At 36.5% G+C, this 24,587-nt stretch carries 20 protein-coding genes; 6 read left to right on the top strand and 14 right to left on the bottom strand.

Annotated features, from left to right (window positions below; translation table 11 throughout):
• Positions 1–117 precede the first annotated feature (117 nt).
• The 4 genes from MKX65_RS21985 to MKX65_RS22000 all read right to left on the bottom strand — a co-directional run bounded on the left by MKX65_RS21985 (position 118) and on the right by MKX65_RS22000 (position 3,599).
• Positions 118–1,428 carry an O-antigen ligase family protein gene (locus MKX65_RS21985; RefSeq protein WP_340905605.1) on the bottom strand — a complete coding sequence of 437 codons (1,311 nt, stop codon included), beginning with the start codon at positions 1,426–1,428 and terminating at the stop codon, positions 118–120.
• A gap of 101 nt (positions 1,429–1,529) precedes the next feature.
• The gene (gene pssE, locus MKX65_RS21990) at positions 1,530–2,012 is read right to left on the bottom strand and encodes a PssE/Cps14G family polysaccharide biosynthesis glycosyltransferase (RefSeq protein ID WP_340905607.1); all 483 of its coding nucleotides are present in this window, start codon (positions 2,010–2,012) and stop codon (positions 1,530–1,532) included.
• On the bottom strand, positions 2,009–2,494 hold the full coding sequence (gene pssD, locus MKX65_RS21995; RefSeq protein ID WP_340905608.1) for a PssD/Cps14F family polysaccharide biosynthesis glycosyltransferase: 486 nt from the start codon (positions 2,492–2,494) through the stop codon (positions 2,009–2,011). Before pssD ends, pssE begins: the two co-directional genes overlap by 4 nt.
• A 4-nt stretch (positions 2,495–2,498) precedes the next feature.
• The gene (locus MKX65_RS22000; protein ID WP_340905609.1) at positions 2,499–3,599 is read right to left on the bottom strand and encodes a glycosyltransferase; all 1,101 of its coding nucleotides are present in this window, start codon (positions 3,597–3,599) and stop codon (positions 2,499–2,501) included.
• A 237-nt stretch (positions 3,600–3,836) separates the two neighbouring features.
• Here MKX65_RS22000 and MKX65_RS22005 point away from each other — a divergent pair, with 237 nt between their 5' ends.
• Positions 3,837–5,141, top strand: coding sequence for a UDP-glucose dehydrogenase family protein (locus MKX65_RS22005; RefSeq protein ID WP_340905611.1), 1,305 nt, complete (start codon positions 3,837–3,839; stop codon positions 5,139–5,141).
• Between the two features lie 18 nt (positions 5,142–5,159).
• Here the strand turns inward: MKX65_RS22005 and murJ are convergent, their stop codons facing one another.
• The 8 genes from murJ to MKX65_RS22045 all read right to left on the bottom strand — a co-directional run bounded on the left by murJ (position 5,160) and on the right by MKX65_RS22045 (position 17,624).
• A complete protein-coding gene (gene murJ / locus MKX65_RS22010) occupies positions 5,160–6,701 on the bottom strand; it encodes a murein biosynthesis integral membrane protein MurJ (protein WP_340905612.1) in 1,542 nt (513 codons plus the stop codon).
• 14 nt (positions 6,702–6,715) lie between these two features.
• Positions 6,716–7,633: a glycosyltransferase family 2 protein gene (locus MKX65_RS22015; RefSeq protein WP_340905613.1), complete on the bottom strand. Its 918-nt coding sequence runs from the start codon at positions 7,631–7,633 to the stop codon at positions 6,716–6,718.
• Between the two features lie 140 nt (positions 7,634–7,773).
• Positions 7,774–9,978, bottom strand: a complete 2,205-nt coding sequence (locus tag MKX65_RS22020; RefSeq protein WP_340905614.1) for a SpoIID/LytB domain-containing protein — start codon at positions 9,976–9,978, stop codon at positions 7,774–7,776.
• 111 nt (positions 9,979–10,089) lie between these two features.
• Positions 10,090–10,764, bottom strand: a complete 675-nt coding sequence (locus tag MKX65_RS22025; protein WP_340905615.1) for a hypothetical protein — start codon at positions 10,762–10,764, stop codon at positions 10,090–10,092.
• Between the two features lie 56 nt (positions 10,765–10,820).
• The gene (locus MKX65_RS22030) at positions 10,821–12,917 is read right to left on the bottom strand and encodes a cell wall-binding repeat-containing protein (protein WP_340905617.1); all 2,097 of its coding nucleotides are present in this window, start codon (positions 12,915–12,917) and stop codon (positions 10,821–10,823) included.
• A 61-nt stretch (positions 12,918–12,978) separates the two neighbouring features.
• Positions 12,979–14,595 carry a cell wall-binding repeat-containing protein gene (locus MKX65_RS22035; protein WP_340905619.1) on the bottom strand — a complete coding sequence of 539 codons (1,617 nt, stop codon included), beginning with the start codon at positions 14,593–14,595 and terminating at the stop codon, positions 12,979–12,981.
• A 119-nt stretch (positions 14,596–14,714) separates the two neighbouring features.
• Complete coding sequence (locus MKX65_RS22040) at positions 14,715–17,210, bottom strand: S8 family serine peptidase (protein WP_340905621.1); 2,496 nt, start codon at positions 17,208–17,210, stop codon at positions 14,715–14,717.
• 15 nt (positions 17,211–17,225) lie between these two features.
• Positions 17,226–17,624, bottom strand: a complete 399-nt coding sequence (locus MKX65_RS22045; protein WP_340905623.1) for a hypothetical protein — start codon at positions 17,622–17,624, stop codon at positions 17,226–17,228.
• A gap of 148 nt (positions 17,625–17,772) precedes the next feature.
• Here MKX65_RS22045 and tagU point away from each other — a divergent pair, with 148 nt between their 5' ends.
• The 5 genes from tagU (at position 17,773) to MKX65_RS22070 (ending at position 22,003) form a co-directional block, all read left to right on the top strand.
• On the top strand, positions 17,773–18,714 hold the full coding sequence (tagU, locus tag MKX65_RS22050) for a polyisoprenyl-teichoic acid--peptidoglycan teichoic acid transferase TagU (RefSeq protein WP_340905626.1): 942 nt from the start codon (positions 17,773–17,775) through the stop codon (positions 18,712–18,714).
• Positions 18,715–19,091: 377 nt separating this feature from the next.
• A complete protein-coding gene (locus MKX65_RS22055) occupies positions 19,092–19,577 on the top strand; it encodes a DUF6431 domain-containing protein (protein WP_340906172.1) in 486 nt (161 codons plus the stop codon).
• A gap of 44 nt (positions 19,578–19,621) precedes the next feature.
• A complete protein-coding gene (locus tag MKX65_RS22060) occupies positions 19,622–20,977 on the top strand; it encodes a DDE-type integrase/transposase/recombinase (RefSeq protein WP_160549919.1) in 1,356 nt (451 codons plus the stop codon).
• Positions 20,970–21,770: an ExeA family protein gene (locus tag MKX65_RS22065; protein ID WP_340902837.1), complete on the top strand. Its 801-nt coding sequence runs from the start codon at positions 20,970–20,972 to the stop codon at positions 21,768–21,770. Before MKX65_RS22060 ends, MKX65_RS22065 begins: the two co-directional genes overlap by 8 nt.
• Before the next feature lie 17 nt (positions 21,771–21,787).
• Positions 21,788–22,003, top strand: coding sequence for a DUF5348 domain-containing protein (locus MKX65_RS22070; protein ID WP_340906362.1), 216 nt, complete (start codon positions 21,788–21,790; stop codon positions 22,001–22,003).
• Here the strand turns inward: MKX65_RS22070 and MKX65_RS22075 are convergent.
• Both MKX65_RS22075 and MKX65_RS22080 read right to left on the bottom strand, forming a co-directional pair.
• Positions 21,899–23,107, bottom strand: coding sequence for an acyltransferase (locus MKX65_RS22075; RefSeq protein ID WP_340905627.1), 1,209 nt, complete (start codon positions 23,105–23,107; stop codon positions 21,899–21,901). The two genes, MKX65_RS22070 and MKX65_RS22075, sit on opposite strands and share 105 nt — an antisense overlap.
• A gap of 97 nt (positions 23,108–23,204) precedes the next feature.
• Complete coding sequence (locus MKX65_RS22080) at positions 23,205–24,587, bottom strand: sugar phosphate nucleotidyltransferase (protein WP_340905628.1); 1,383 nt, start codon at positions 24,585–24,587, stop codon at positions 23,205–23,207.

The raw sequence follows: 24,587 nt of genomic DNA on the forward strand, positions 1-24,587 counted from the left end.
TCCTTTAGTAAAGAATAGTTATCACAACTATGTACGATACACCTAAGTTTCGCACACTATTATACAAAATGTAATAAATAAGTTCAAACATCGTTTTGACTATGCCTAATAGCCTTGTTATCCCAAAGGCTCTTTCTCTCTATTCTTATTTTGAGCGAAAATGAGCACGAGTAAGAAAAAGACAATTCCTATTGGGTTATTAATAAATGGATTGATATTCGTTAAAAGAACCATTCCAACAAAAGCACCTATTAAGGAACGATCTACTGTCGTTATTTCATTTCCATTCTTGTAAGCAATATGATAATGGAATAACACAAGTAAGCAAAGGTATAGCCATATGGATAATCCTATCGCCCCTTGTTCAACCCAAATATCTAGGAAACTCATTTCAATTCCTTCTACTCGACCTGCAATGCTGGTTCCATATCCTTCACCAAAAATAAAGGTGATCGGACTCTCCAGTAATATCTCTTTTGAATCTAATAAAAAATCTATTCTTGCACCAACACTCGTATCCTTTACATCGCTTGGTTCTTCGTTTGTTTGATCCTTAAATCTTTCCAATGTTGTATATTGGTACAGATATGGAACAAGAACTGCTAGCAACACAAGCACAACGACTTTTGTCATGATTTGTCTGTTTTTTAAGATGGTCCTGCCCTTTTGTGACCATTCTTTAATTGAGTCCGTAAAGATCTTCATATCGAAAAATACAATCACAAATAGACCTACTAATAAAGCAATAGAAAAACCTCTTGTATCTGACCAAAAAATAGATATAGATCCTAAGATCACATTAAGAGTATTTAGCGTAGAGTATTTTTTTGACATTATATCATTTAAAGATAGCACTAAACCTATTAGTACATAGAAATGACTCTTATAAAACACACTATGACTCCGTCTAAATAGTAGATCATCATTCATAAAGCTTTTCCAAAAGGCCATATAAGACTCGAAATTCGAGCTAAAGATGGTCTTACCTAATAAAGCAATCACAATCGTGTATATAGCTACAGCAAGTGCTCCATATTTTAAAAGGCTGATAATTTTCCTCTTTGTAAATCTACTCTCCGAAATATAGTATGCTAGCGGAAAATATGCAGCAAAAAATGAAACTCTAAAAAAGTCCATAGCTATTACTGATCGAGGATTTCCATTAAAAAATCCAATCAAAGCACTAACGAAAAACCAAGCTATGAGTAAATACACTCCAATTGAAACAGGGTTAAACCGAATAAAAGTATTCACATCTCTGTTGAAATATGCCTTTTCTTTTACAATCCGTAAAAGGAATGTAACAAAAAGTAAGATAAACAATACCTGTCTAATGGAAAGAAATCCGAAATCAATGAGTCTCCCTCCACCACCTATAAACAATTCCACAAAAAATATGGTCAGTAACATTTTTTCAAATGTATTCATACGCGTTTCCTTCCTGTGTAACTAGGCTAATCTTAAACAAAAGCGCCTCTTTGTTCAGTACCTTCAGAAGGATTTGTACTAACGAAAGAGGTCTAAAACTTTTATGCTTGTTTATTAATAAAGTCCTTAAGTAGACTTAATATCTTCTTGTTTCCACTATGAAATTTGGTAGGTTGAAAATGTGCCGCCTGTTGAAGAACATCCCTAAATTTTAGTGGCTCATTCCAGTATAAAATATGACCTGTTTCATAAAACTGTTTCACAATCTCTAACTGGTGATCATCATTGTGTTCTCCATATTTTATTAGCCGGGGAACAGCAATCACTTTTTTCCCCATTTTCATTCCCATCGTAATAGAGCCCGTACCGCCATGCGTGATAATTAAGCTTGCCTTATTATATAACTCTGCCATATGCTCGTACGTTGTAAAATCAAACATTTCCATAAAATCCGATTCATATTTGGTATGACCTGCCTGTACAAGAACTTCCTCTTTAATCGTCCCTGCTATGATTTCTTTTTCTATTTCCTCGAGTAGACGATTAAAGGGAAGTTCATGAGTTCCTAACACTACAACTATCAATAGATTGAACCTCCATAAACCGCTTTCGGATAATGCTTTTTCATGCTTTGCCATTGGACGATAAAAAGATCTGCTATTGGATAAACCATTTTCCCTGATATAGTTGGTGTCGATGTTTTAGCAAAACTTTCAATAAACACGACTTTTTTTCCAAATACCTTGGCAATATAGCATATCGGAACGGCTGTATGGGCTCCCGTTGTTACAATCACATCTGGTCTTTCTCTTAAAAAATAATACAAAGATGTAAGGAAATTATAGCTAAGCTTAAAAATATATTTGAATGGATAATTTCTTGCACCATACATAAGAAAAGACATGCGATATTGCTTACTTAGATCCTCTGTAATGATTGATTTTTCCGTCACAATATGATAATCATATTCCTCAAAAAGGGGTTTTAGTTGTAGCAATTGAGTTAAATGTCCACCTAGTGAGGAGATAAAAAGCACTTTTTTTCGTTTTATTTTTGCATTTCCCATTTTATTACCCTCCAGAAGGAAAATAAACATTGATAACCTTTTGTAGTAATTGTCTTTGTTCGTTTTCCTCTGCTTTTTTAAAGCCATTTCTAATTAATGTATCTCTCGTATCCTTCGATGAAAGAACCTCTACCATAGCATTTGCCAATTCAACAGGATTTTTCACACTAGTTATGATACCAGCATTACCTGATAATAGATGTCTCAATCCTCCTACGTTCGTTCCAATTACCGGAGTTCCACATGACATGGCTTCTAATGCCACAAGTCCAAATCCCTCCATATGTGCAGGCAACACTAGACAGTCAGCTGCACTCATCCAAAGTGCAATGTCAGTTTGATCCTTTGTTCCTAGGAAATGAACTCTGCTTTCTAGTTGTCTCTTGTGTATCTCTTCCTCTAATTGCTTTTTAAATAATGGTTGTTTCTCTGCGCCAATTAAATAGAGTTGAACATCAGCACTTTGCACAGCAATTTCAAAAGCTTGAATAAGCTCTAATAGCCCTTTTTGCTCAATGAGATTCCCTACAAATAAAACTATTTGTTCTTCTCTCTCAATCCCGCACTGAATTCTAGCTTCCTGCTGATTAACTGGTTGGAAGATTTGGCGATTCACTCCCATATTTATAATGGATAGTTTATCTGAAGGAATTGAATAATCTTTTTTTATTTGTTCATAAAGATCTTCTCCAACAGCAATAATATGGTCAGCCCCATGCAATACCGATTGAGTCATACGAAAAAGTCGAGGACTCTTCTTTGCCATCTTCTCAATGTCTCCACCGTGTGCCGTTACAATGAGTCTAGTTTTAAATAGTTTTTTAAATACAAGACCCAAATATCCACTAGGGAATACATAATGAGCATGAACAACCTCATATTTGTATCCTTTAAATATTAAATGGAAAACAGTCTTGAGAAACCATAATAGATACTTGGTTAAAACACTGACTTTACCGCTTTTTGGATTTGTAATGGAAACCACATCTACCTGTAGTTGTTGCTCCTTTAACGCCTCTACTTGATTTTTTACAAAAATGCCAAAGCTTTTGTACTGAGAACTAGGATACATATTTGTTATCACAAGAATATTTTTATTCTCCATTTTGGTATCACACCTAATTTACTCTACTCGTAGTATCTATTTCAAAAAAACACATAAAGCCATTATAACAATTTTCACATATGAAAAGAACCAAAAAACGTAAATTGGTGTCGCTTTATGTCTTCTTTACTAGAATATTACAGAATCAAAAAATATTATATATCGTTTATAATTTGAGCTATAATAGAATGGTTGTTAAAATACATGGGGAATATTACGGTTTAAAGAAGGGATTACATGAAGATAACCATTACTGGTACAGGGTATGTTGGTCTCGTGACTGGTGCTTGCCTTGCAGAAGTAGGTCATCAGATTACTTGTTATGATATTAACAAAGAAAAAATTTCCATATTAAAACAAGGAATCTCACCTATCTACGAACCAGGCCTTGATGATCTGTTACAAAAAAATATAAATAGCCAAAACTTGGCTTTTACATCTTGCCCAAAGGAAGCCTACCAAGATACAGATTGTATCTTTATTGCAGTAGGAACTCCATCAAATGAGGATGGATCTGCAAATTTGACCTATATTGATAAGGCAGCAATTGAAATTGCAGAGCATCTACAAAAGAGTAGTACCATCGTAATTAAAAGTACCGTCCCGGTTGGTACAAATGAACGGATCGGACGCTTAATACAAGAAAGAGTTTCTCCTTCTATTAATATAGAGAGTGTGTCGAACCCAGAATTTTTACGTGAAGGTACCGCTATTAAAGATACCTTTCAAGGTGACCGAATTGTAATTGGTTCCCAATCCTCTGAAGCTGCCAAGAAAATTGGACAAATATACGAACCATTCCAACTACCAATCGTCCATACAGATATCCGAAGTGCTGAAATGATTAAATATGCCTCCAATTCCTTCCTCGCATTGAAGATTAGTTTTATTAACGAAATTGCTAATCTATGTGAAAGAATTGGTGCGAATATTGACCATGTATCAAGAGGAGTTGGACTTGATAAACGAATTGGCAATAAATTTCTTCACGCTGGAATTGGTTTTGGTGGCTCATGCTTTCCAAAGGATATTAACGCTTTAAATCATTTAGCTAATGATTTAGACTATGACTTTAAAATCCTACAATCGGTTATTGATGTGAACCGTAGACAAAAAGAGCTTCTATTCAAAAAAGCAAAGACCTATCTTTACTCCATGTCTGGTAAAAAGGTTACTGTTTTAGGACTAACCTTTAAACCGAACACGGACGATATCCGTGACTCTGTTTCTTTGCAATTGATTCAAGACTTGCTTTTAGAGGATGCGGAGATAACGGTATATGACCCTATTGCGATGCCACAAGTTGAAAAACTATATGGCAATAAAATATCTTACGCGAATTCTGCGTTACAGGCACTCTCAGACTCTGAAGCGGCATTCATCGTAACGGAGTGGGACGAAATTGTTCAGTTATCCTTAGAAAAAGTGAAAGAAACGATGGCTGTTCCCCTCATCTTTGATGGACGTAACTGTTATTCAATAGAAGAAGCAGGTAAACAAGGGATACAGTATTACTCTATCGGTAGACCAGCAGTAAATTAGACATACAAAAAGGGAGCATCAGCTGCTCCCTTTTTTCATTTTTATAGAAAATTTGTTATTGGCAAGTAATTCGGTTAGAGTATTTGATCTCAATAGCTTTAAAACGCTAAAGTACACTAGCGCTCCAAGTGGTACCAGTATGGCCAACAATGCCCAATCATTCATCTGAATAAAGAAATCGATTTCTTTTAGGACCGACACGATTCCAAGCATCATTCCTGTCGCCAAACCAATCTTTACAAATTCTCTGGTCAGATCATTTAAATGAAAACCTCCGGAAATACGGTTTAACGTTGTAAAGGTAAGAACCGAATACACCATCCCCACAAAAGAAGCAGATAAGGCAAGTCCCTCTGGCCCCATCCATTTCGCAAACAAATAGTTAGATCCAATATTTAATACAATAGAAAACAAGCCAATCTTCATAAAAGAACTACCCTTACCCAATGTATAAAAACCTTTAGCCACAACGGCTTGTATACTATAAAAAAAGACGGAGCCCATATAAAACAAGGCGTATTCACTAGTAAGCATCGTAGTAGCAGGAGTAAAAGCCCCTCGCTCATAAACAATCCGCACGATTGGCTCAATCAGAATCATCATCCCTGCTACAGAAGGTGCAATAAGCAGAAACATGGTTCGAAGACCTTTTTCAATTCCACGATTAAATAAATTCATATCATTATTAGATATAGCTTTAGCCAATGAAGGATAAATAATGGTTGCAATCGTTACACCGAAAATAGCTTGAGGAATCGTAACCAGTCGAAATGCATAGTTTAAATTCGAAACAATCCCTTCCCCCATCCTCGAAGCATACAGCATGTTCACCATCAAGTTTATTTGCCCTACTGCTATGGTTACTCCTACCGGTAAAAAGATGAGATAAAAGCGATTGATTTCCGACCAATGTGGGCTCTGGTTCCAAGCCATCATTTTATTGGGCTTTAAAACAATCACTTTTAGAACAAAGGACAGAACAGTCCCTACCAAATATCCGATTGGTACAGAATAAATATCTAAAGTCCGGTAAAAGACTAACGCAAATAAAAGTGTGGTTAACACAACAATGGTTTGTGAAAAGGTAGAAAAGGAAAACTTCTTCTGTGTATCAAAGTATCCCTCATACACTGCATTTATCCCAATAAATATGATGGATAGAAAATACAGTACCATCGTCCACACAGAAATACTAAATCCATCAGGATACTGGCTGAATTCAGGGTATAACCATTTCACAAGGGTTGGCGAAATCCCAGCTCCTATCACAGCAACAATGATAGAGAACACAAATGTACCCTTTACGATATTAGTAAGATGGGAAAACCCTTGTCCCAAACGATCATACGAATAGTAACTAGGAAGAAACGCGTCCTTCATACCTGTTAACATAAACAAAATAATCGCATTCGGTATCGTCATGGAAGCAAAGTATGCATCAGCTTTATACGAGGCTCCATAAAAACCTGAAATCACTAAGTCTCGAAACATACTAGAAAACTTTAATAATATGGTGGAGAAAAGAAATAAAAAAACAGAAATTCGAAATTTGGACATCATTCTATTTCCTTCATTTAGTAACTCTTTAAAGCATATAACAGTTTAAAAATGATTGTATCTCTTTGATTCTGTCTATACAAAGGAGTGTTCATAGTATAAAGCAGTCGATTGACAAAGGACTCCCTTTTATAAAGAAAATCCTCTACAATCTTTCGCTGATTGGAAGAAAGTTTATCTTTAAACAAGCGATAAAACTCTTCTGTTTGCTTTGTAAACGGCTTTTCCTTTCCTGTCTTCTGAAAGTTTTTATAGCGGATCATCGCACTCTTTAGTTTATTATTTGCCATTCCTAATGTGTTAGAGGAGTGCTGACGATAAAGAAGATGAGACTCTTCATCGTATACTGTTTTTCCAAAAGCAGTCGCAAGCAAATAGAACCAAGCATCATGCATGGTCACCTTCTCTACATCCGGAACCTTTGACTTAAAAAGTTCAAGCATAGCTCGATTAAAAACAATTGTACAACCAGTAGCAATATTTTGAATCAACGCATTTTCTAAACCTGCCCCCCTAGGAGGAATTTGCGAATGCTTTAAAAATTTGAGTTGATCATCAACTAAGTCTAATTTTGAAAAATAAAGAAGTGGAATTGAGGGGTTTTCCTTTTCCAATAATGATATAGCTCTAGATAATTTTGTAGGCTTCCAATAGTCGTCCTGATCGCAAAAGGCGAAATAATCTGCATCCTCATCTGCCTGTAATACTAAATCAAAAAAACTGGAGATCACCCCAACATTTTTTCCTTTGATCAATTGTATTTGGGAATGCTTCTCTTTAAATTCCCCCACTATGGATGAAGTTGAATCCTTAGATCCATCATCGCGAATTAAAATGCTTACGTTTGGATATTCCTGTTTTAACAAGCTTTCTAGCTGTTCATTAATATATTTTTCACCATTATAGGTAGACATCAAAATCTGTATTTTCTCCACCTCAAAATCTCCTATCGATTAAATTACGTTCCAGAATAGATTTATTATATATGTCATCCACTAATATAACAGTTTTCTTAATAGTATATCAAAGATAAAAATACCCTAAGGTATAAAACCCTAGGGTATTTACAATACTATTATTGAGTTAAGTTTGCACCTGGGTAATAGAAATTAAGGATTTCTACATAACCTTTACCTTGATCTCCCATTACTTTTGCACCGTATTGACTCATTCCTACACCATGTCCATAGCCGAAACCATTGACAGTTAGAGTTGTACCGTTGTCTCCAACACCGGAAATCTGGTAACTCTTAAATAGTGAGGTTCCTAAAATATTACGGAGTGTTCCAATACCAACATTCTCTCTAACAAGAGTATGTTTTTTAAGTTCACCAAGTAAGGCATTCTTAATCTGTGTACGAGCTGATGGACTAATAGCTGCATCTCCACCTAGGTAATAAATACTTGGTCTTAATGTTAAGCTCTTAAGCCAGGTTGCCGGTTCTGTTGGTAAAGCATTTTGTCTAGTTAAAATTACTGGAGCATTGTACTGTGCAGCTAAAGCAGCACCAGGTAGCGCATCTATAAACACATCGCCCCGGGCAACAAATACCTTGCTCAAATCATAATTAAAAGCTTTGGCAATTGCAACACTTGTTTCATATCTTGTTGCACCTGCAACACGAACCACATTAGTTGCTCCCGCTGCTTTAATTTGGTCAATTACTCGATTTGGGATAGCAGCATCTCCACCAATAACTGTTGCTTTAGAGATTCCTCTAGCGCGTATAAAATCAACTACTGCCAGTGGCAGATTGTTAGATTCAGTTAATAGTATTGGTATTTGATTTTTTGCGGCATATGATGCCACAGATAAGGCGTCAGGAGAATTTTCACTACCACTAGTAATAATAACCTCTGAATTATTAGGGATTTGGTTCGCAATCTGAGTAGCTGTCTGATATCTTGTTTCACCAGCAACCCTTATCACTAGGTATCCACTGTTGGCTAACTTATCAAAAACTGAGTCAGAAATAGCCATTGATCCACCCAATATATAAACCTTTTTAACATTTAAACTCTGAATCTTTTTAAAGACAGAATCAGGTAGTTCATTTGATTTAGTTAATAGTAGTGGTGCACTTAAATTTTTTGCTAATACAGATCCCGTTAAAGCATCTAAAGGAATGTCTCCACGCCCTAGAACAACAGCATCTGATGTATTCCAACCATAATTTGCAATTGCGACGCTTGTCTCATAACGAGTCTCACCCGACAAAGTGGTAGAGTAGTTATCTGGAAGCTGACTTCCATCACCTCTAACAAAAGATCCGTCAGAGTTCTTTACATAATAATCTACAAGCAGGGAACCATTTGTACTTTTCCCGCTACTGTTTTGCCCGGAAACAGTTAATTTCGGAACACCTACTATTTTAATGTCTGCATTAGCATGAAGGTTGTTTCTAATATATGTTTTTATATTATTGAGTACATTAGTATCCCCGGAGTTTTCCTTTACAGAACTCCACCAAGATCCAGGGTTAAGTAAATCTAAATTTGCAGTATTTATTTGCTGCTTATTAATAGAAAGTGACCATGGATTCTTTGGATCATAAGGATCCGGCTTTGCTGGAAGGTAGGCCAATTGAGCTGAATTCCAGTAATTTGAATTAGATTCTGTATGACCACCGTTACTAGAAGAGTATACAGCTGATATCAATTCATTATCATATTTTAATACTTGTCCCCTAGTCTCATCTACAGCTCTGCTTGAACGTTCATTCCACATATAGCCACCATAAACATGATTAGAAATTGTATCATTGAAATTTGGACTATTATAATTCCTAAGTGCATATGTTCTTGCAGCTACTGCTTGTGCTTTAAGTGATTCCATTCCCCAACTTGCAGGCATTTCAAAGGGAACTACACCCTTTAGATAGTCTTCTAAATCTAGCTTATTAATTGGACGGATATATCCATTCTCTATTGTAAAATGCATCCGTCCTAAATAACTTCTACCGTTAATATCAGAATAGCCAAAACCAACCGGTGAGATGGTAATAGTATTTGCAGCTTTAATTAATGTAGAGTTGTGGTATAGATTTAATGTACCATTTTGCAAGCGTACATAATAATTATTGCCTGCATCTAAACTTTGACTTTCATTCCCATCAATAATGTATCTAGAAGACACATTAAGAGATACACTTTGCTGATTTCCCAAGTAGTTTACAAGCTTAACAGATATTTCAGCCCCTGCAGCTTGGACCTCTTTTTGCAAAAATCCGAGTTGTAAAACGAAGGCCAAAAGTACTACAAGGATTAGCGGTCTTTTCACCTAATCCCCTCCAATTTAATTTATTTTCTCTACATAATAATACAGAAGTTGACAATTAGACACAATAGTTTCATAGAATTACTAAAAAAATAGGAATTTATAACTATACTCCTATTTGATCTCAACAGATTGAAGCACCGCTGCTGCTGAATATCCTTGATCCCCCGTAAGCTCAAACTCTTCTTTAATAAGTCCAATTCCAGGAGCAAAATAATTCACATAGATGGTTTCTGCATCCTCAACTTCATTTGTGACCTTCTTAAAAACTATAACGTTGGTATATTCACCACTTGGAACTTCTATTGTTTTATTTGTTTCAATTAATTCCCAATCTGATGTTTCTTCTTCTGAGTAATTTTCAATAGAACCAGGATTATTTAATTCACTTATATAATTTTTATAAGGATCGTCAGGTGTTCTATCTTCAAAAACTAGTGAGATTTCTTTTTCTGTCCATTTATAAACCTGAACAGTTGCAGCTTCACCAATTTTTGTAACCTTTTGGATATACTCTTCGCTTTCATGAACATACTCTTCTGTATATGTTTGATTCTCACCCTCAACTATGAATGTCTTTACCATCCCAACCTCTGGTTTAAATATTGCTAACCCAGACGGTTCAGAAGTTTTTGCCCCTTGTGTTTCCTTTTCACTTGTTTTCTCTTTTTCTGTAACTTGAGTTTCTTCAGTTTCTACATCTTGTACTTGCTTGGTTTCTGTCTCTTTAGAACAAGCACCTATAAGTAGTGAAACCATAAGGATTCCTAGAAAAAAACGCATACGCATTTAGTCTCTCCTTTGCAAAGATAGCAAACTCTTTTAAGAGTTTGCTATCTTGTAAATTATTTTACTTTATTACTTAATATATTTTTCATTTCCTCAGATACCGCCATAGGTCCACCAACGGTTTTGATTTGCTTAACGTTATTTTCTTGAGCATACATAAACAAGAAGGATTCAACATTGCTATTTAAAGTTGGTCCTACTAGTACAAGTGGTGCTTTATTGGCAATCGATAGTGGTGCAGCCGCTAAAGCATCCGGGAAATTCCATCCTGTAGAAACGTTTATAGTATCAGACTTTACGGAGTCTTTAAAATAATAAAGAATGTTTGCTAGTGTTTCAAACCTTGTGGCTCCTCCAAGGCGTACAACATTTTCTCTGTTATTTTGTGAAAAAATTTGATTTTCTATGTTTGCAGGAACAACTGCATCCCCACCGAGAATTACAATTTTCTTTCCTCTTAAGAAGTTTAACGCAGCATCAGAAAGCTTATCCTTTTCGGTTAAAACAATACCCCAATTATTCGCTGCTGCAATAGGAGCAGCTGCTAGAGCATCAGGATAGCTACGAGCTGAGGCAACAAATACCCCATTTACTTCCCCAAGTCTTGAAGTGATAAGGTTATTTGTGTCAATTCTTGTAGCACCTTGAATTCTATCTACAACTATTCCCATTGCCTGAATTCTATGTTCTACATTAATTGAGATTGCTTGAGGTCCTCCTAACATTACCACTTTAGTCGCACCTAAACGCGCAAGTTCATTTTCAACCTCTGGGAGCAGAGACTGAGCATTATTTAAAAGTATTGGTGCGTTGTCATACTTAGCGGTTAATGGTCCAGCTGAAAGAGCATCAGCTGCATCTAACCCAGTTGCTAAAAGCACGATTTTTTGTTGCTTATCCGCTGGGAATCCATTTGGATATAACTCTTTTGAAATAGCAACAGCAGTAGTATATCTTGTTTCACCGCTTACCTGTGTTTGCATAACAGTTTTGGTAGGACCATCGTTAGGAACATTCGACCATAATACCTCACCTGTATTCTTCTTTACAATTTTTGTATTTGACTTATTGCTAGCAAAAGCTAGGGCACTATTATAGTCAAAGAATTCATTCTGAGATCCAGTATCTAATTGTTGAACTACATAATTTGCGGCAAAGAAGTTCGACCAAACGGTATATCCTGTAGCCTTCTCAACAATCCTAGTTTCTCCAGCTCCATTTGCAAAAGCAACAGCTTGATCGTAAGAAGCATAACTTTTTAGAAGACCATTTGTTTTATGGTAAACTTCAAATTTGCTATTTTCCCATATTACTGTTTGTGAATTCTTATCAAATACCTGAACAGATCCTGATAGCTTAGATGCATAAGCAAGTGCGTCATTTTTAACTTTAAAAGTTTCTACCTTTTGACCATCTTTATATACATCAAATGCTTTAAAGTACTCAATAATTGAATTAGCAATGGATTGCGCAGCTCTGTTCTGGAAATCTGCTGTTTTAATCCTAGCTTCTTCAGAACTGTTTGTCATGTAGCCAAGTTCTAATAAAACCGCTGGCATTTGTGCGTTACGAATCACATAAAAGCTTTGATCATTGTGTATCTTTCTATCAATCATACCTAAATTACTTACAAATGGACTATGAATAGATTGAGCCAAACGTTGATTGTCTTTTAAGTATTTGATTTGTAATGGATCATGCGGCCAATCCGGCTGAAAGTGATTAACTCCATCATAATAATATGTCTCATAGCCCTTAACAAATGGGCTAGTTGGTGATGCATTATGATGTACAGAAACAAAAACCGAATTATCATTATTATTTTTAGCATAACCATTAGCTATTTGCATACGACGTTCGAAATCGCCCCCTGCACCACTAAGGTATGGTGCAAAATCAACATCAGCCTCACGCGTCATACGCACAGTGATGCCAGTGTTTCGTAAGTAGTCCCTAATTTTTAAGCTTACTGCTAAATTGACATCTCGTTCACAAAGATCCTTTGGAGATTCCTTTGTAATTCCACAGGTACCTGTAAACTTCCCCCCATGTCCTGGGTCAATAACTAACACCTTCTCGGCAAATGTAGAAGCCGGGAACAATAGAACTGCTAGGAGCAATAACCCTAGAAGTCTAACCATCTTTCCATTCATGCACAGAACTCCTTTTTTACTTTGTTATATTAAGGTTTTAAAAAACCGTATATCCCTTCAATTAATCTACTAAATGAGCTTTACTTATCGGGTTATTTTCAACCATTGATATTAAATCAGGAACGGAGAGATAACCGATTGAATAACGGCCTTGCTCTGGAATGTTTACTTTATATGCATACAAGGCATCTACTACCTTACCTGGGTCAGCAGCTCTAACAATAAATCCATTTACCTGATTATGAAGATAAGGAGAAATATAAAATCTACCGCTTCTTATCTTCCCTTCCTCAAGTAGCTTTTTAAGTGCTAAGCCAGAGTTTTTGTGATCGTTATGTGTTTCATAAAAAGATAGAGTTCTATGCTCTGCTGAAGGGAATTTACTTTCAAACTCACTAATAACAGAAGCAACAGAGTCAACAGTTAATCCTCCATCAGGCAAATCATATACATGAATATTTGCTGGATTAACTCCAAGCCTAGTCATAGAGTCCTCGAATTCTCTTACTCTAGCATTTCCGAATTCTTCTGGTGTTAATTCTGGGTAAATATTCATTAAGCTTTGGAGTACCGCAGATGATCGACCATGTGATAGTAAGACAACTTGTACATTAAATCCCTTTGCTAGATAGGATTGAATTCCAGCTCCTGTCGCTAGAACTTCATCATCTGGATGAGGAATATAAAAAACCACACTCTTTGATGTATCTTTTACTTCATAAGCTAACTTTTGATTAATAGTTGCTTGTACCTCATTTGTAAGCGCAACTTCACCACCGAGGATATATGAATCAATGAGGAGATAATTTTTTAATGATTTCAGGGTATATTCAGGTACCATATTTGTTCGTGCAAGCACAACAGGGCTGTTCGTTTTTGCTCCTAATACAGCACCTGAAAGTGCATCAGCAAAATTCGCCCCAGTTGCAACGTATAGGTTTGGAATCTCTTTGTAGAAGGTCTCTAATATCTTTGCAGAAGTTTCGTATCTGTCTGCACCACTTATTCTTGTGGCTTGCAATTCTCCCTGAACTGATGGACTAACAACTACCTCTCCACCTATTACATACCTTTCTTTAGCTCTAATGGCAGTTTGTTTTGAGTTTGGTGTGAGCCCTTCTTGCCTTGTTAGTATAATCGGTGCATTTGATACTGCTGCATAAGACCCAATCGAAAGTGCATCTGGGTAATTATAACCATTTACAATAAACGCTTTTTCAAAGGTACCTAGTCTACTAGCTATTGCTTCCGACGTTTCAAATCGAGTGGCTCCAGCAATTCTTTGAGTACTCACCCCTAAGTTCTGTTTTAAATAAACTTCAAGCTCACTTGAAACAGCATTGGGTCCACCAAGTATAATTACCTGTGTTGCACGAAGACGTTTTATTTCATTTATAGTTTCTATCGGTAACTTTGTAGGTGTTGTTAATAGAATTGGTGCATTTAATTTATGTGCTAAAGGGACACTTGCTAAAGCGTCTGGAAAATCTAAGCCCTGAGCCAATAAAACGGTGTTAGAAGTATTCCAGCCCTGTTGAGATATCTTTACTGCTGTCTCATATCTTGTCTCACCCGAGAGGCGATATGTGTCTGCTTGTACTGGAATGGTAAGTAATATACCAAATATAAAGCTTATAAAGATTAGTAGTCTTATTTTACTATTCATGCTGTTTAACAATTTCTATTTTCCCCCCAATAATACTAACAATTTACTATTTTATCATAGTAAAACCATATAATGTTATTAAATTTCAAAAAAAATAGATAGTATCCATTCTGATACTATCTTCAAGTCTTTTAGTTGATCGAAACGCCTAGTTCTTTGAGCCTATCTGAAGGGATAGCCGCATCCCCTCCAAGAATTGTAGGAGATATAACTGACCTACTAGATAGATAGTTTGCTACAGACTCTTCTTTCTTATTCGGATTTACTAAGATGATTGGTGCATTATTTTTGAGTGCTAGTCCAGCTGCTGCGACTGCATCTGGATAATCCTCTGCTGTTTGCGAAATCGAAGTACCCCTAACTAGTAGATAAGCTGATTGATTAGGTTGCACAGCTTTTATTGCATTTATATTTGTTTCATATCTTGTAGCACCATATATTCTCGTTGTTGCCACTCCAAGACTTTTGATGGATTTCTCAACTTGGTTATTAACTGCTTTTTCCCCACCTAGTATCGTGACTTTTTTGACAGATGAAGGAAGTCTTATTGGGATACTATCCGTACGTACAAGAAAGATAGGTAACTTCTTTGTGGCCGAAATGCTTGATGCAGAAAGTGCATCTGCTACAGTGAGACCATTAACCACTAGAGCTTCATTACTATTTAGCAAACCTGCTTTTTGGTTAATGTTATAAGCTGTTTCAAACCTATCCTTCCCGTTGATTCTCTCTACTGTTATACCCAGCCCTTTCAGCTGTTCTTCAACAGCTGTAGATATTGCAGCAGGTCCACCTAAAACATAGATCTTTGCCGCATTCAATCTTTTGATTTCATTTAAAGTACTAGAATCTAATCGATTTGGATACGTTAAAAGTATAGGTGCCTCTTTCACTCCCACTAGACCTCCAGCAGAGAGTGCATCTGCAGGATTATCCGCACGCGCTATAATTACAGCACGCTCTGAATGAGATAACCCATTAGGCCACCCCTCTTTAGAAATTTCTACGGCAGTATGAATTCTAGTTTCTCCATATATCCTTTTGGCTGTAGAAGTATTCACAACAAACTGGTAAGGCTCATTTGACCAACGTAAATGGTAATCAAAGATAGCAACCGAATAATGCCCCGGGGTTGTAGAAAATTTGTAACTCTCTCCTGAACCGATATCATTATTATCAACCAATTCTTCCCACTGAATTTGTCCATTGGATTCTCTACGAATCCACATAACGAAATCATGACTACTATGACCTTGAACTTTTAACTGAAGAGTATTATTACCAGTAACATCAAACTGATACCAATCTACATCATCTGTTATTTGAAGGGACTCACTGTAATTTTCGTTAAAGTTAATTAGTTTTCCTGTACTAGATTCATTGCTGCTATCTCCACTTAAATCTGGTAGATTCGTTGAGAGACTATTGACCATATTAATATTTCCAAAACCGGTTGACTGATTCCAATCTAATCCTGCTGATTTCTCTAGTAAATATTGTATTTGCGATGGACTAACTCCTGGCCTTTCACCAAGTAGTAAAGACGCAGCACCACTTATGATTGGAGCTGAAAATGAAGTGCCAGAGACAGATTTATATGTTTGATTAACTGATGTAGTTAGTATACCTTCACCCGGGGCTACGATATCTAATGCCCCACCATAGTTAGAGAAACTCGATTTTCTCCCTTGTGCATTAATACTCCCTACGCTAATAACAAACGGGTAGGCGGCCGGGTAGCTAACGGATCTATTCTCATTTCCCGAAGCAGCAACAAGAGTAATTCCTTTTGAATAGGCGGACAAAAGTGCCTCATATTCAGCTTCATTCGGTTCAACGGATCCATAGCTCATATTAATAATATTTGCACCATTATCAATGGCATAATATATAGCATTTAATATATTTATTAATTGAATTTCTGCCCCATCACTTACTTTTAAAGGAAGAATTTTTACATTTTGATTTATCCCGGCAATCCCTGCCTGGTTGTTCGATTGACCTGCAATAATTCCAGCCACTGCAGATCCATGTCCAAGCGTATCATTCGAATTGTTAGTTTTAGACACAAAGTTATACCCGGTTAAAAGTTGATTAGCTAAATCGGGATGAGTTGTTTCTACTCCCGAATCTATAACCGCAACCTTCACCTGTTGGTTTCCCTTAAGAAGCGACCAAGAGTTTACTATATTTGTAGATAAAAGATACGACTGCTGGGGAAAAAGAGTATCATTTGGTGTCGCTTGTTGTTCTACTAAATAGTTAGGAACTACATATTCAACATTTGGATCTTGTTCAATTTCCTTGATCTTCTTTTCAAGGTCCTCAGCTGAAGGTACTTGAACAAGAATATATCCTCTACCCTCTAACCTTTTAGTTGTAGTTTGTGAGATAAGTCCTTCATCTGTAGTTAGCATATCGTCTGATTTAATTTTTACAATAAGCTGTCGATTATGAATCTCTTGCTCACTGGTTAATGTTTTTGTTGCTTTTCTATCTTTTATGAAAAATTTCTCAAGATGCTCACTATTAGCATACACTTCAGATGTCTGTATGTTTATTAATAAGGCAAATACCGCAATAAATAAAGAAGGAATAATAAAAACTTTTCGCCAACTTTTATACACCTAAATTCCTCCTATCTAACTATTATTCTTTTTAACTAACTTATTAGTGTATAAAACTATTCCTTTCAAAATTAGATAAACAAAAAAGAATAAAAGAAATCCCCAAATACTAATTATTGCATCATCAAAACTCATTTCTCCTCTTCCAGTTACCTTTTGCTGGATTTCGATAGCAAACACAATAACAAGGAGAACCGTAAATGTGTAGAAAAACGACAAAGCTGTAATACTATACTTAGAAATCACCTTAAAAACCGCATGTACAAATAAAAAACATAAAATACCTATAATTCCAAAGACCCAAAGATGTAGGTCCTTATCTGTTAAATCCCAACCAAAACTGTCAGTGATATCCATTAATAAATCATGTATTCCATTTACAATTTCAGCGATCAATATGATAATCTCTTTCATCAACATCCCTACTTCGCACTTTTTTTCATTTTATTGTAACTTTTTAGTCCGAGCAACGTCCATTTATTAGAAATTGTAAAATCTAGTCTAATTTTATCATTTTTTGTGGTATTCTATTATTGCTGATTTTATTTAGGAGGAGAAAAAAATGAGCTCACGTTTAGATAAAAAGACAAAGACAAAGAAAAAAACTTGGGTAAAGGTACTAATTGGTGCTTTTCTTTTATTATTTATTGCCGTTGGTGCCTATGCCTTCACAGTATACAATTCTCTAACCAATGCAGTGGAAACGATGCATGCACCTATTGATCGAGAAAAATCAGAGAAGCGTGTGGAAGAGGTTGAACTCGAAAAAGCACAACCATTTTCCGTTTTACTTCTCGGGGTTGATGAAAGAGAAGGAGATAGAGGGCGTTCAGACTCTATTATCGTATTGACAGTGAATACAAATACCAACTCTGTAAAGATGCTAAGTATCCCTCGTGATACAAGAACTGAAATCGTTGGAAGAGGTACACAAGACAAGATTAACCACGCATTTGCATTTGGCGGAGTAGAAATGTCTATTGCAACAGTTGAAAATTTCTTAGATATTCCGATTGATTATTACGTTCAGATTAATATGGAAGGCTTTAAAGACATTGTAGATGCAGTTGGTGGAGTGACGGTAGATAACGACTTAGATTTCAGTTATGAAGGTACATCTTTTCCAAAAGGACAGTTAACACTTAATGGGGAAAAAGCACTTAAATACTCTAGAATGCGTTATGAGGATCCTCGTGGAGACTTCGGAAGACAATTAAGACAGCGACAAGTTATTAAAGCCATTATTGATGAGGGAGCTAGCTTGAGCACCTTAACAAACTTCGGGAATATTTTCCAAGCTCTCGGAACAAATGTAAAAACCGATCTAACGTTTGACGAAATGGTTACCATCCAAAGTAAATACCGTTCAGCAGCCAACGAAATGGAACAATTGACCATTGCTGGCCAAGGCGGCAAGATTGATGGTGTGTATTATTTAAATGTTCCTACTGAAGAAAAGGATAGATTACAAGGCATTTTAAAACAACACTTAGAAATTAACTAATGGAGCCTAAGAATAGGGCAGAGATATATCTCTGCCCTATTTATTTGTGTATTTCTTTGGACTGCTCTTTGAACGCACGAATGATGTTTTAAACAAAAGTGATATTTGAGTTAGTATATATGAAAAAATTATTGAAAATATAAATGTTTTTGACACTCTTAAATTACCGAAAGTTGACGGTATTGCCTGTCCGGAAGTGGTCGAGTATAATGTCCATGAATATATTCCGGAGAAAGGAAAAGACGACTCCCATAATGTATAACTGCGCCAACAGTTATACGGGAGACGTCCCACCAAAAAGTATATGGTTATTGTATCAGATTATAAGCTGATTGAAAACAATCTAACTGGAGTTTTTCGTTAGAGGTGCGGGGAGGATTCCTTCTCCATGTTGTGGGAAAGACATGTTGGTAATAGGATCTAAGAATCGTAAATCTATTGATCATTCAGGGCAGAGTAAGACCTATAACATCCGAAGACTAAGGTGCACTTGTTGCTGTACGATACATCATGAACTGCCGGATATATTAATCCCTTATAAGCGCTATGAAGCTGAATGTATTGAAAGCGTTCTCTCGAATCCATCCGACCATACTGTTCCAGCCGATGATTCTACTCTTTCGAGATGGCATGGCTGGATTCATGAATTTGTGGATTATTGGTTGGGGTGTTTAACATCCATCATGATCAGAACCAATCAAGGAAACATCCCTCTGGATTTCTCGTCCGAAAGTTCAGGGACTGCACTTCAAAGGATAGGGCGCTTGGCAGGAGATGCCAATGGATGGCTGACAAGAATTGTCCGGCCCATTGTAAATATTAATTTTTGGATACATACCCGTTCTGCATTCATTGTCCAATAACCCCTGATTTACACTCATGATAGACACAGAGAGGAGAGTGTATCATGAGGAATCATAAGAAATCAGAAGAATTGGCAGTGCAGCGTTTTCAGCTGATATCCCCTTTATTGGCAGAAGGACTTGATGCTGGAAAATTAAAAGAGTTAAAAGAACAGATTGCGAAAGCCAATGGCCTTTCAGAAAGAACTATTAGGCGATATTTAGCTCAATTTCGTGAGGATGGATTTGGGGGATTGAAGCCACAAGGAAGAAAAGGTTCTCAAAAGTCAGAAGCTATCCCTCCTCATATATTGGAACAGGCTATTCTTCTTCGAAAAGAAGTGCCAAGCCGTAGTGTGGCACAGATTATCCAGATTCTTGAATGGGAAGAATTAGCTGAACCAGGACAAATTAAAAGATCCACACTGCAGGAAAAGCTGACTGAAAAAGGATATAGTTCGCGACATATGCGCCTATATTCTCAAACTGGAGTTGCCGCCCGACGATTTCAGAAACGGCATCGGAACCAACTTTGGCAATCAGATATCAAATATGGCCCATATTTACCTATTGGTCCAAATGGAATCAAGAAACAAGTATATCTTGTCGCTTTTATCGACGATGCCACAAGGTTAGTGGTTCATGCAGCCTTTTATCCTACTCTAGATTCAAGAATCATTGAAGATGCATTCCGACAAGCAATCCAAAAATATGGTGTTCCGGAAGCAGTGTATTTTGATAATGGAAAGCAATATAGAACCAAGTGGATGTCACGCACATGTTCCAAAATTGGCACTCGTCTTACTTACACAAGGCCTTATTCTGCCGAATCAAAAGGAAAAATTGAAAGATTTAATAGAGTTATAGATTCATTTATTAGTGAAGCTGTCATCGAAAAGCCCAATACTCTAGATCGACTGAATGAACTTTTTCAGGTGTGGTTGACAGAGTGTTATCAGAATAAGCCTCACTCTGCACTTGGGGAGAAAATTAGTCCGGAAACAGCTTTTCGTTCGGACAGGAAAGCAATTCGCTTTATCGATCCTGATACTTTAAGCAATGCCTTTCTTCATTGCGAAACAAGAAAAGTTGATAAGTCAGGATGCATCAGTTTCATGGATCACAAATATGAGGTGGGTTTAACATTTATTGGACGACAGGTTGATGTTGTCTATGATCCTGCGAATATCGAGGAACTTACCATTGAGTTCGAGGGTTATACTCCTTGGAAAGCTAGAAAGCTTGTCATTGGGGAAAGAGCTGGAAAACGGCCTGAATTACCTGAGCACCTGAAGGTGCAGAGTGTTGACTCTTCAAGACTATTAAAGGCAGCTGAACGAAAGAATCAGGAACGTCAAATCGAACAAAAACCTGCCGTAACCTTCCGTGCTGTCTGGAAGGAGGATGATTCTCGTGTTTGAAACCTTTTATGAAATGGACAATACACCTTTTACCAGAGATCTACCAACAGACCAACTTTATGATTCTTCCATGATGCAAGAAATCCTTGGAAGGCTAAAATATGCAGCCGATAGACAGCTTTTTGCGGTCCTAAGTGGAGATAGTGGTACAGGAAAGACTACGACAATCCGTAAGTTTGTGAATAGATTAGATAAAGGAAAATTTCATGTCCTTTATCTATCAGATTCAAAATTAACCCCGCGCCATTTTTATAAAGGGCTATTGGAACAACTAGGCTCTGAAGCGAAGTTTTATCGAGGAGATGCGAAACGGCAGCTTCACCGAGAGATAGAATTGATGAAAGGTATACGAGGACTCCAGCCAGTTGTAGTAGTGGATGAAGCTCACCTTCTGGACCGGGAAATGCTTGAAGAAGTTCGTTTTCTATTAAACTTCAAAATGGATTCGCAAAGTCCGATGGCGCTTATTCTCGTCGGTCAAAGCGAGCTATGGGATCGACTTCGACTGCAATCATATGCAGCCATACGCCAAAGAATCGATATCCAATTCCAGCTAGGCCATCTCGATCGTGCTCAAGTTGAAGAATATGTATCTAGGCATCTTCGTTATGCCGGAGTTGATCAACCTATCTTTTCTGATGGGGCGCTTGATGAAATTCATCAGTTCTCTGGTGGTGCCGCAAGGCTCATTAATAAACTTTGTACACATAGTCTTTTATATGGCTCACAAAATGGTCGAAGAATCATTGATGATCATATGATTAAGCAAGTTATCCAGGGGGAACTTTCATGAAAAGCCGCTGGAAAGAAATGAACTACAACGCTGAGTTGGATTGTTGGGTTGTGTTTTGGGGAGATAATACAGGTTATAAAATGCGTTGCGGTGAATGGTTTGATCTCCATCTAGGAAATGGAAAGATTCTATCTTGCCGTTTGGAACTGGGTAGAGACTGGTACATCATTACTGGCAGAAATGAGATTAGGTTCTACCTTAAGAATAATGAAACGTATCACGTTGATTTGTAAGATTCTAGGGGAAGCATAAAGGTGCTTCCCCTTCATTTTGGACAGTGAATCCGTCAGTGTTGGGACAATTAGTAACGTCAATTTCGGGACATAATAAAACGCCATTAACAATATAAAGACCAATATACTAGTAAAGACTAAACTTGTTAAAAAGTTTTTCAAAAAAAGATTAGGGAAGTATTTTGTCAATTGTTCTATCAAATAATAGTGAACGAAATACGCATGTAGGGTTAAGTTGGATATTTTCACTATCAATTTTTGAAGCTTTCCTTTTACTGTAATCATAGACTTAGCAAAAAACATATACACAGCTATGGACTGTAATACTATCCCTAACGTAGTATAATTCCACCACGCTAATACACTATCTATTGTTTGCGAATAGTAGCCTAACAGGAAAGTCAGACATGCACCTATTAAATAAACAATACTTATTATACTAAACGGAATCTTTTTCGAATCCTTCTCTATGTATGCACCATACATAAAAAAGCCGATATTCCCAAATAACGGGAATACAGTGCTCAGTGGACCGAAAATATGACTCCGAATAACGACTGTACTTTCTCCACTGTAATGATTAATATTATATCCCGGAATAATCATATCAAATGTGCTTCCTAACACAACAAATAATCCCCAAAGATAAATTACTATCCTATTTTGTTTCTCATCAACTCTGTTAAAACAATCCCTTAACCATGGAGTAATTAAGTAATAGCCTAATAAGGGATAAATATACCAAAGATGACCCGCTGCTGGAAATAAAGTAATTGATTTTAAACCTTGTAATACTCCAGTTACTCCAGTTGTATTGTATATATAAAAAAGGCTCCATAACATAAATGGTATAAATACCTTGGTTAATCTTTTTTTATAAAATATAAATGGTGTTTCATATCTAGAATTCACAGGACTTAACAATAAATTTCCACTCAGCATAAAAAAAATCGGAACCGCTATCAAAGATAGTACTTCACTAAAATAAAACATAATAGTTTCCAAGGAATCTTTTTGAGGAATTCTGTCATTGACATGAAGTATGATTACCATAAACGTTGCTAAAATTCGCAATAAATCATTGCTAATGTTTCTTTCTTTCATATCTGTTTCCTCTCATACAATATTAATGACCAAACGATATTCTCTTACCTAAATAAACATATCCATCCCCAAATAGGAGATGGAGTAAATATTTGTATTAGTTCATCACACTTGAATTCTTAGTAATTTCAAGTATCTTTTCCCACTCTAATTCCAAGCGGTAAATATCCTCTTTAAGCAATTCCGACCCACTTTGAACTTCGATAATCTCAAGATTTGTATTAGCTTTTATGGCATGTTTCATTCCCACTGGAATTTCAATTACATCGCCTGCAGAAATTTTCCTTATTTGGTCATCTAGGATTACTTCCCCTGTACCATTCAGTATTGTCCACATTTCTTTGCGTTTATCATGAAATTGATAGCTCAGGTTTTTCCCAGCCTGAATTTGAATTTTTTTAGTTAGTACTTCAGCCCCATCTTCAAAATGAGTGTGGTCAAGAACTTTATATGCTCCCCATCTTCTCTCTTCCGACATTGGACGTTGTTCAAATTCTGTTATTAACTCTTTTAATTTTGGGCTTGCTGATTTTTCAGTAACTAAAATACCATCTGGTGAAGCAGCCACTAATAAATCAGAAACTCCTAATAAAGCTACAGGAATATCTAATTCATTAATAAGATGTGAATTTGAGCTATCATCACTAATCTTGCCTTTTCCGATAATAGTTGAACCCATTTCCTCAGTTAACGTATTCCAAGTACCAAGGTCTTTCCAATACCCATCATATGGTACTGCTACGATTTTATTTGCCTTTTCAACTACTTCATAGTCAAAGCTATTCTTAGGTAATTCCTTATACCTAACTAAAAGTTCCTGATAGTCTAGTGGTAATCCAAGTTCTTTGACCAAATTTATTAGGTATTCTAGTTTAAAAGCAAACACACCACAGTTCCACAGTGCATTCTGTTCGATTAGTTTTGTCGCATCTTCCTCTGATGGCTTTTCAGTAAAGTGACTAACTGTAAAGAACGATTGAGAGAAATCACTCTGTTTCGGAACAATATATCCATATTTAGAAGAAGGATATGTAGGAGTCACTCCCATTAAAGCTAATTCGGTCTGAGATTCCTTGACTACTTCTTCTAATTTTGATACTACCTCAAAAAATCTATTCTCCACATACGGATCTACAGGGAGAACAGCAATTACTTCGTCCAACCCAACTTTCAATTCAGAATGTAGATAAACCGCAGATAAAGCAATGGCAGGAAAAGTATCTCTTCTCTCTGGTTCAATTACTATTGGAACATTTTCTCCTAATTGTGAATGAATCATCTCTACCTGTGATTTGCTTGTTGCAATTACAGCAGAATCTTCTAGCTTAACAGTACTAAGCTGGTTATAAACACGTTGCACCATTGATTCATATTCACCATTTGCACCTTCCAAAATTTTTAAGAATTGTTTTGAACGTGCATCATTTGATAGTGGCCAAAGTCGCTTACCCGAACCACCAGAAAGTAAAACTAACTTCAA

Source organism: Robertmurraya sp. FSL R5-0851, from assembly GCF_038002965.1.
GTDB classification, from domain to species: Bacteria; Bacillota; Bacilli; order Bacillales; family Cytobacillaceae; genus Robertmurraya_A; species Robertmurraya_A beringensis.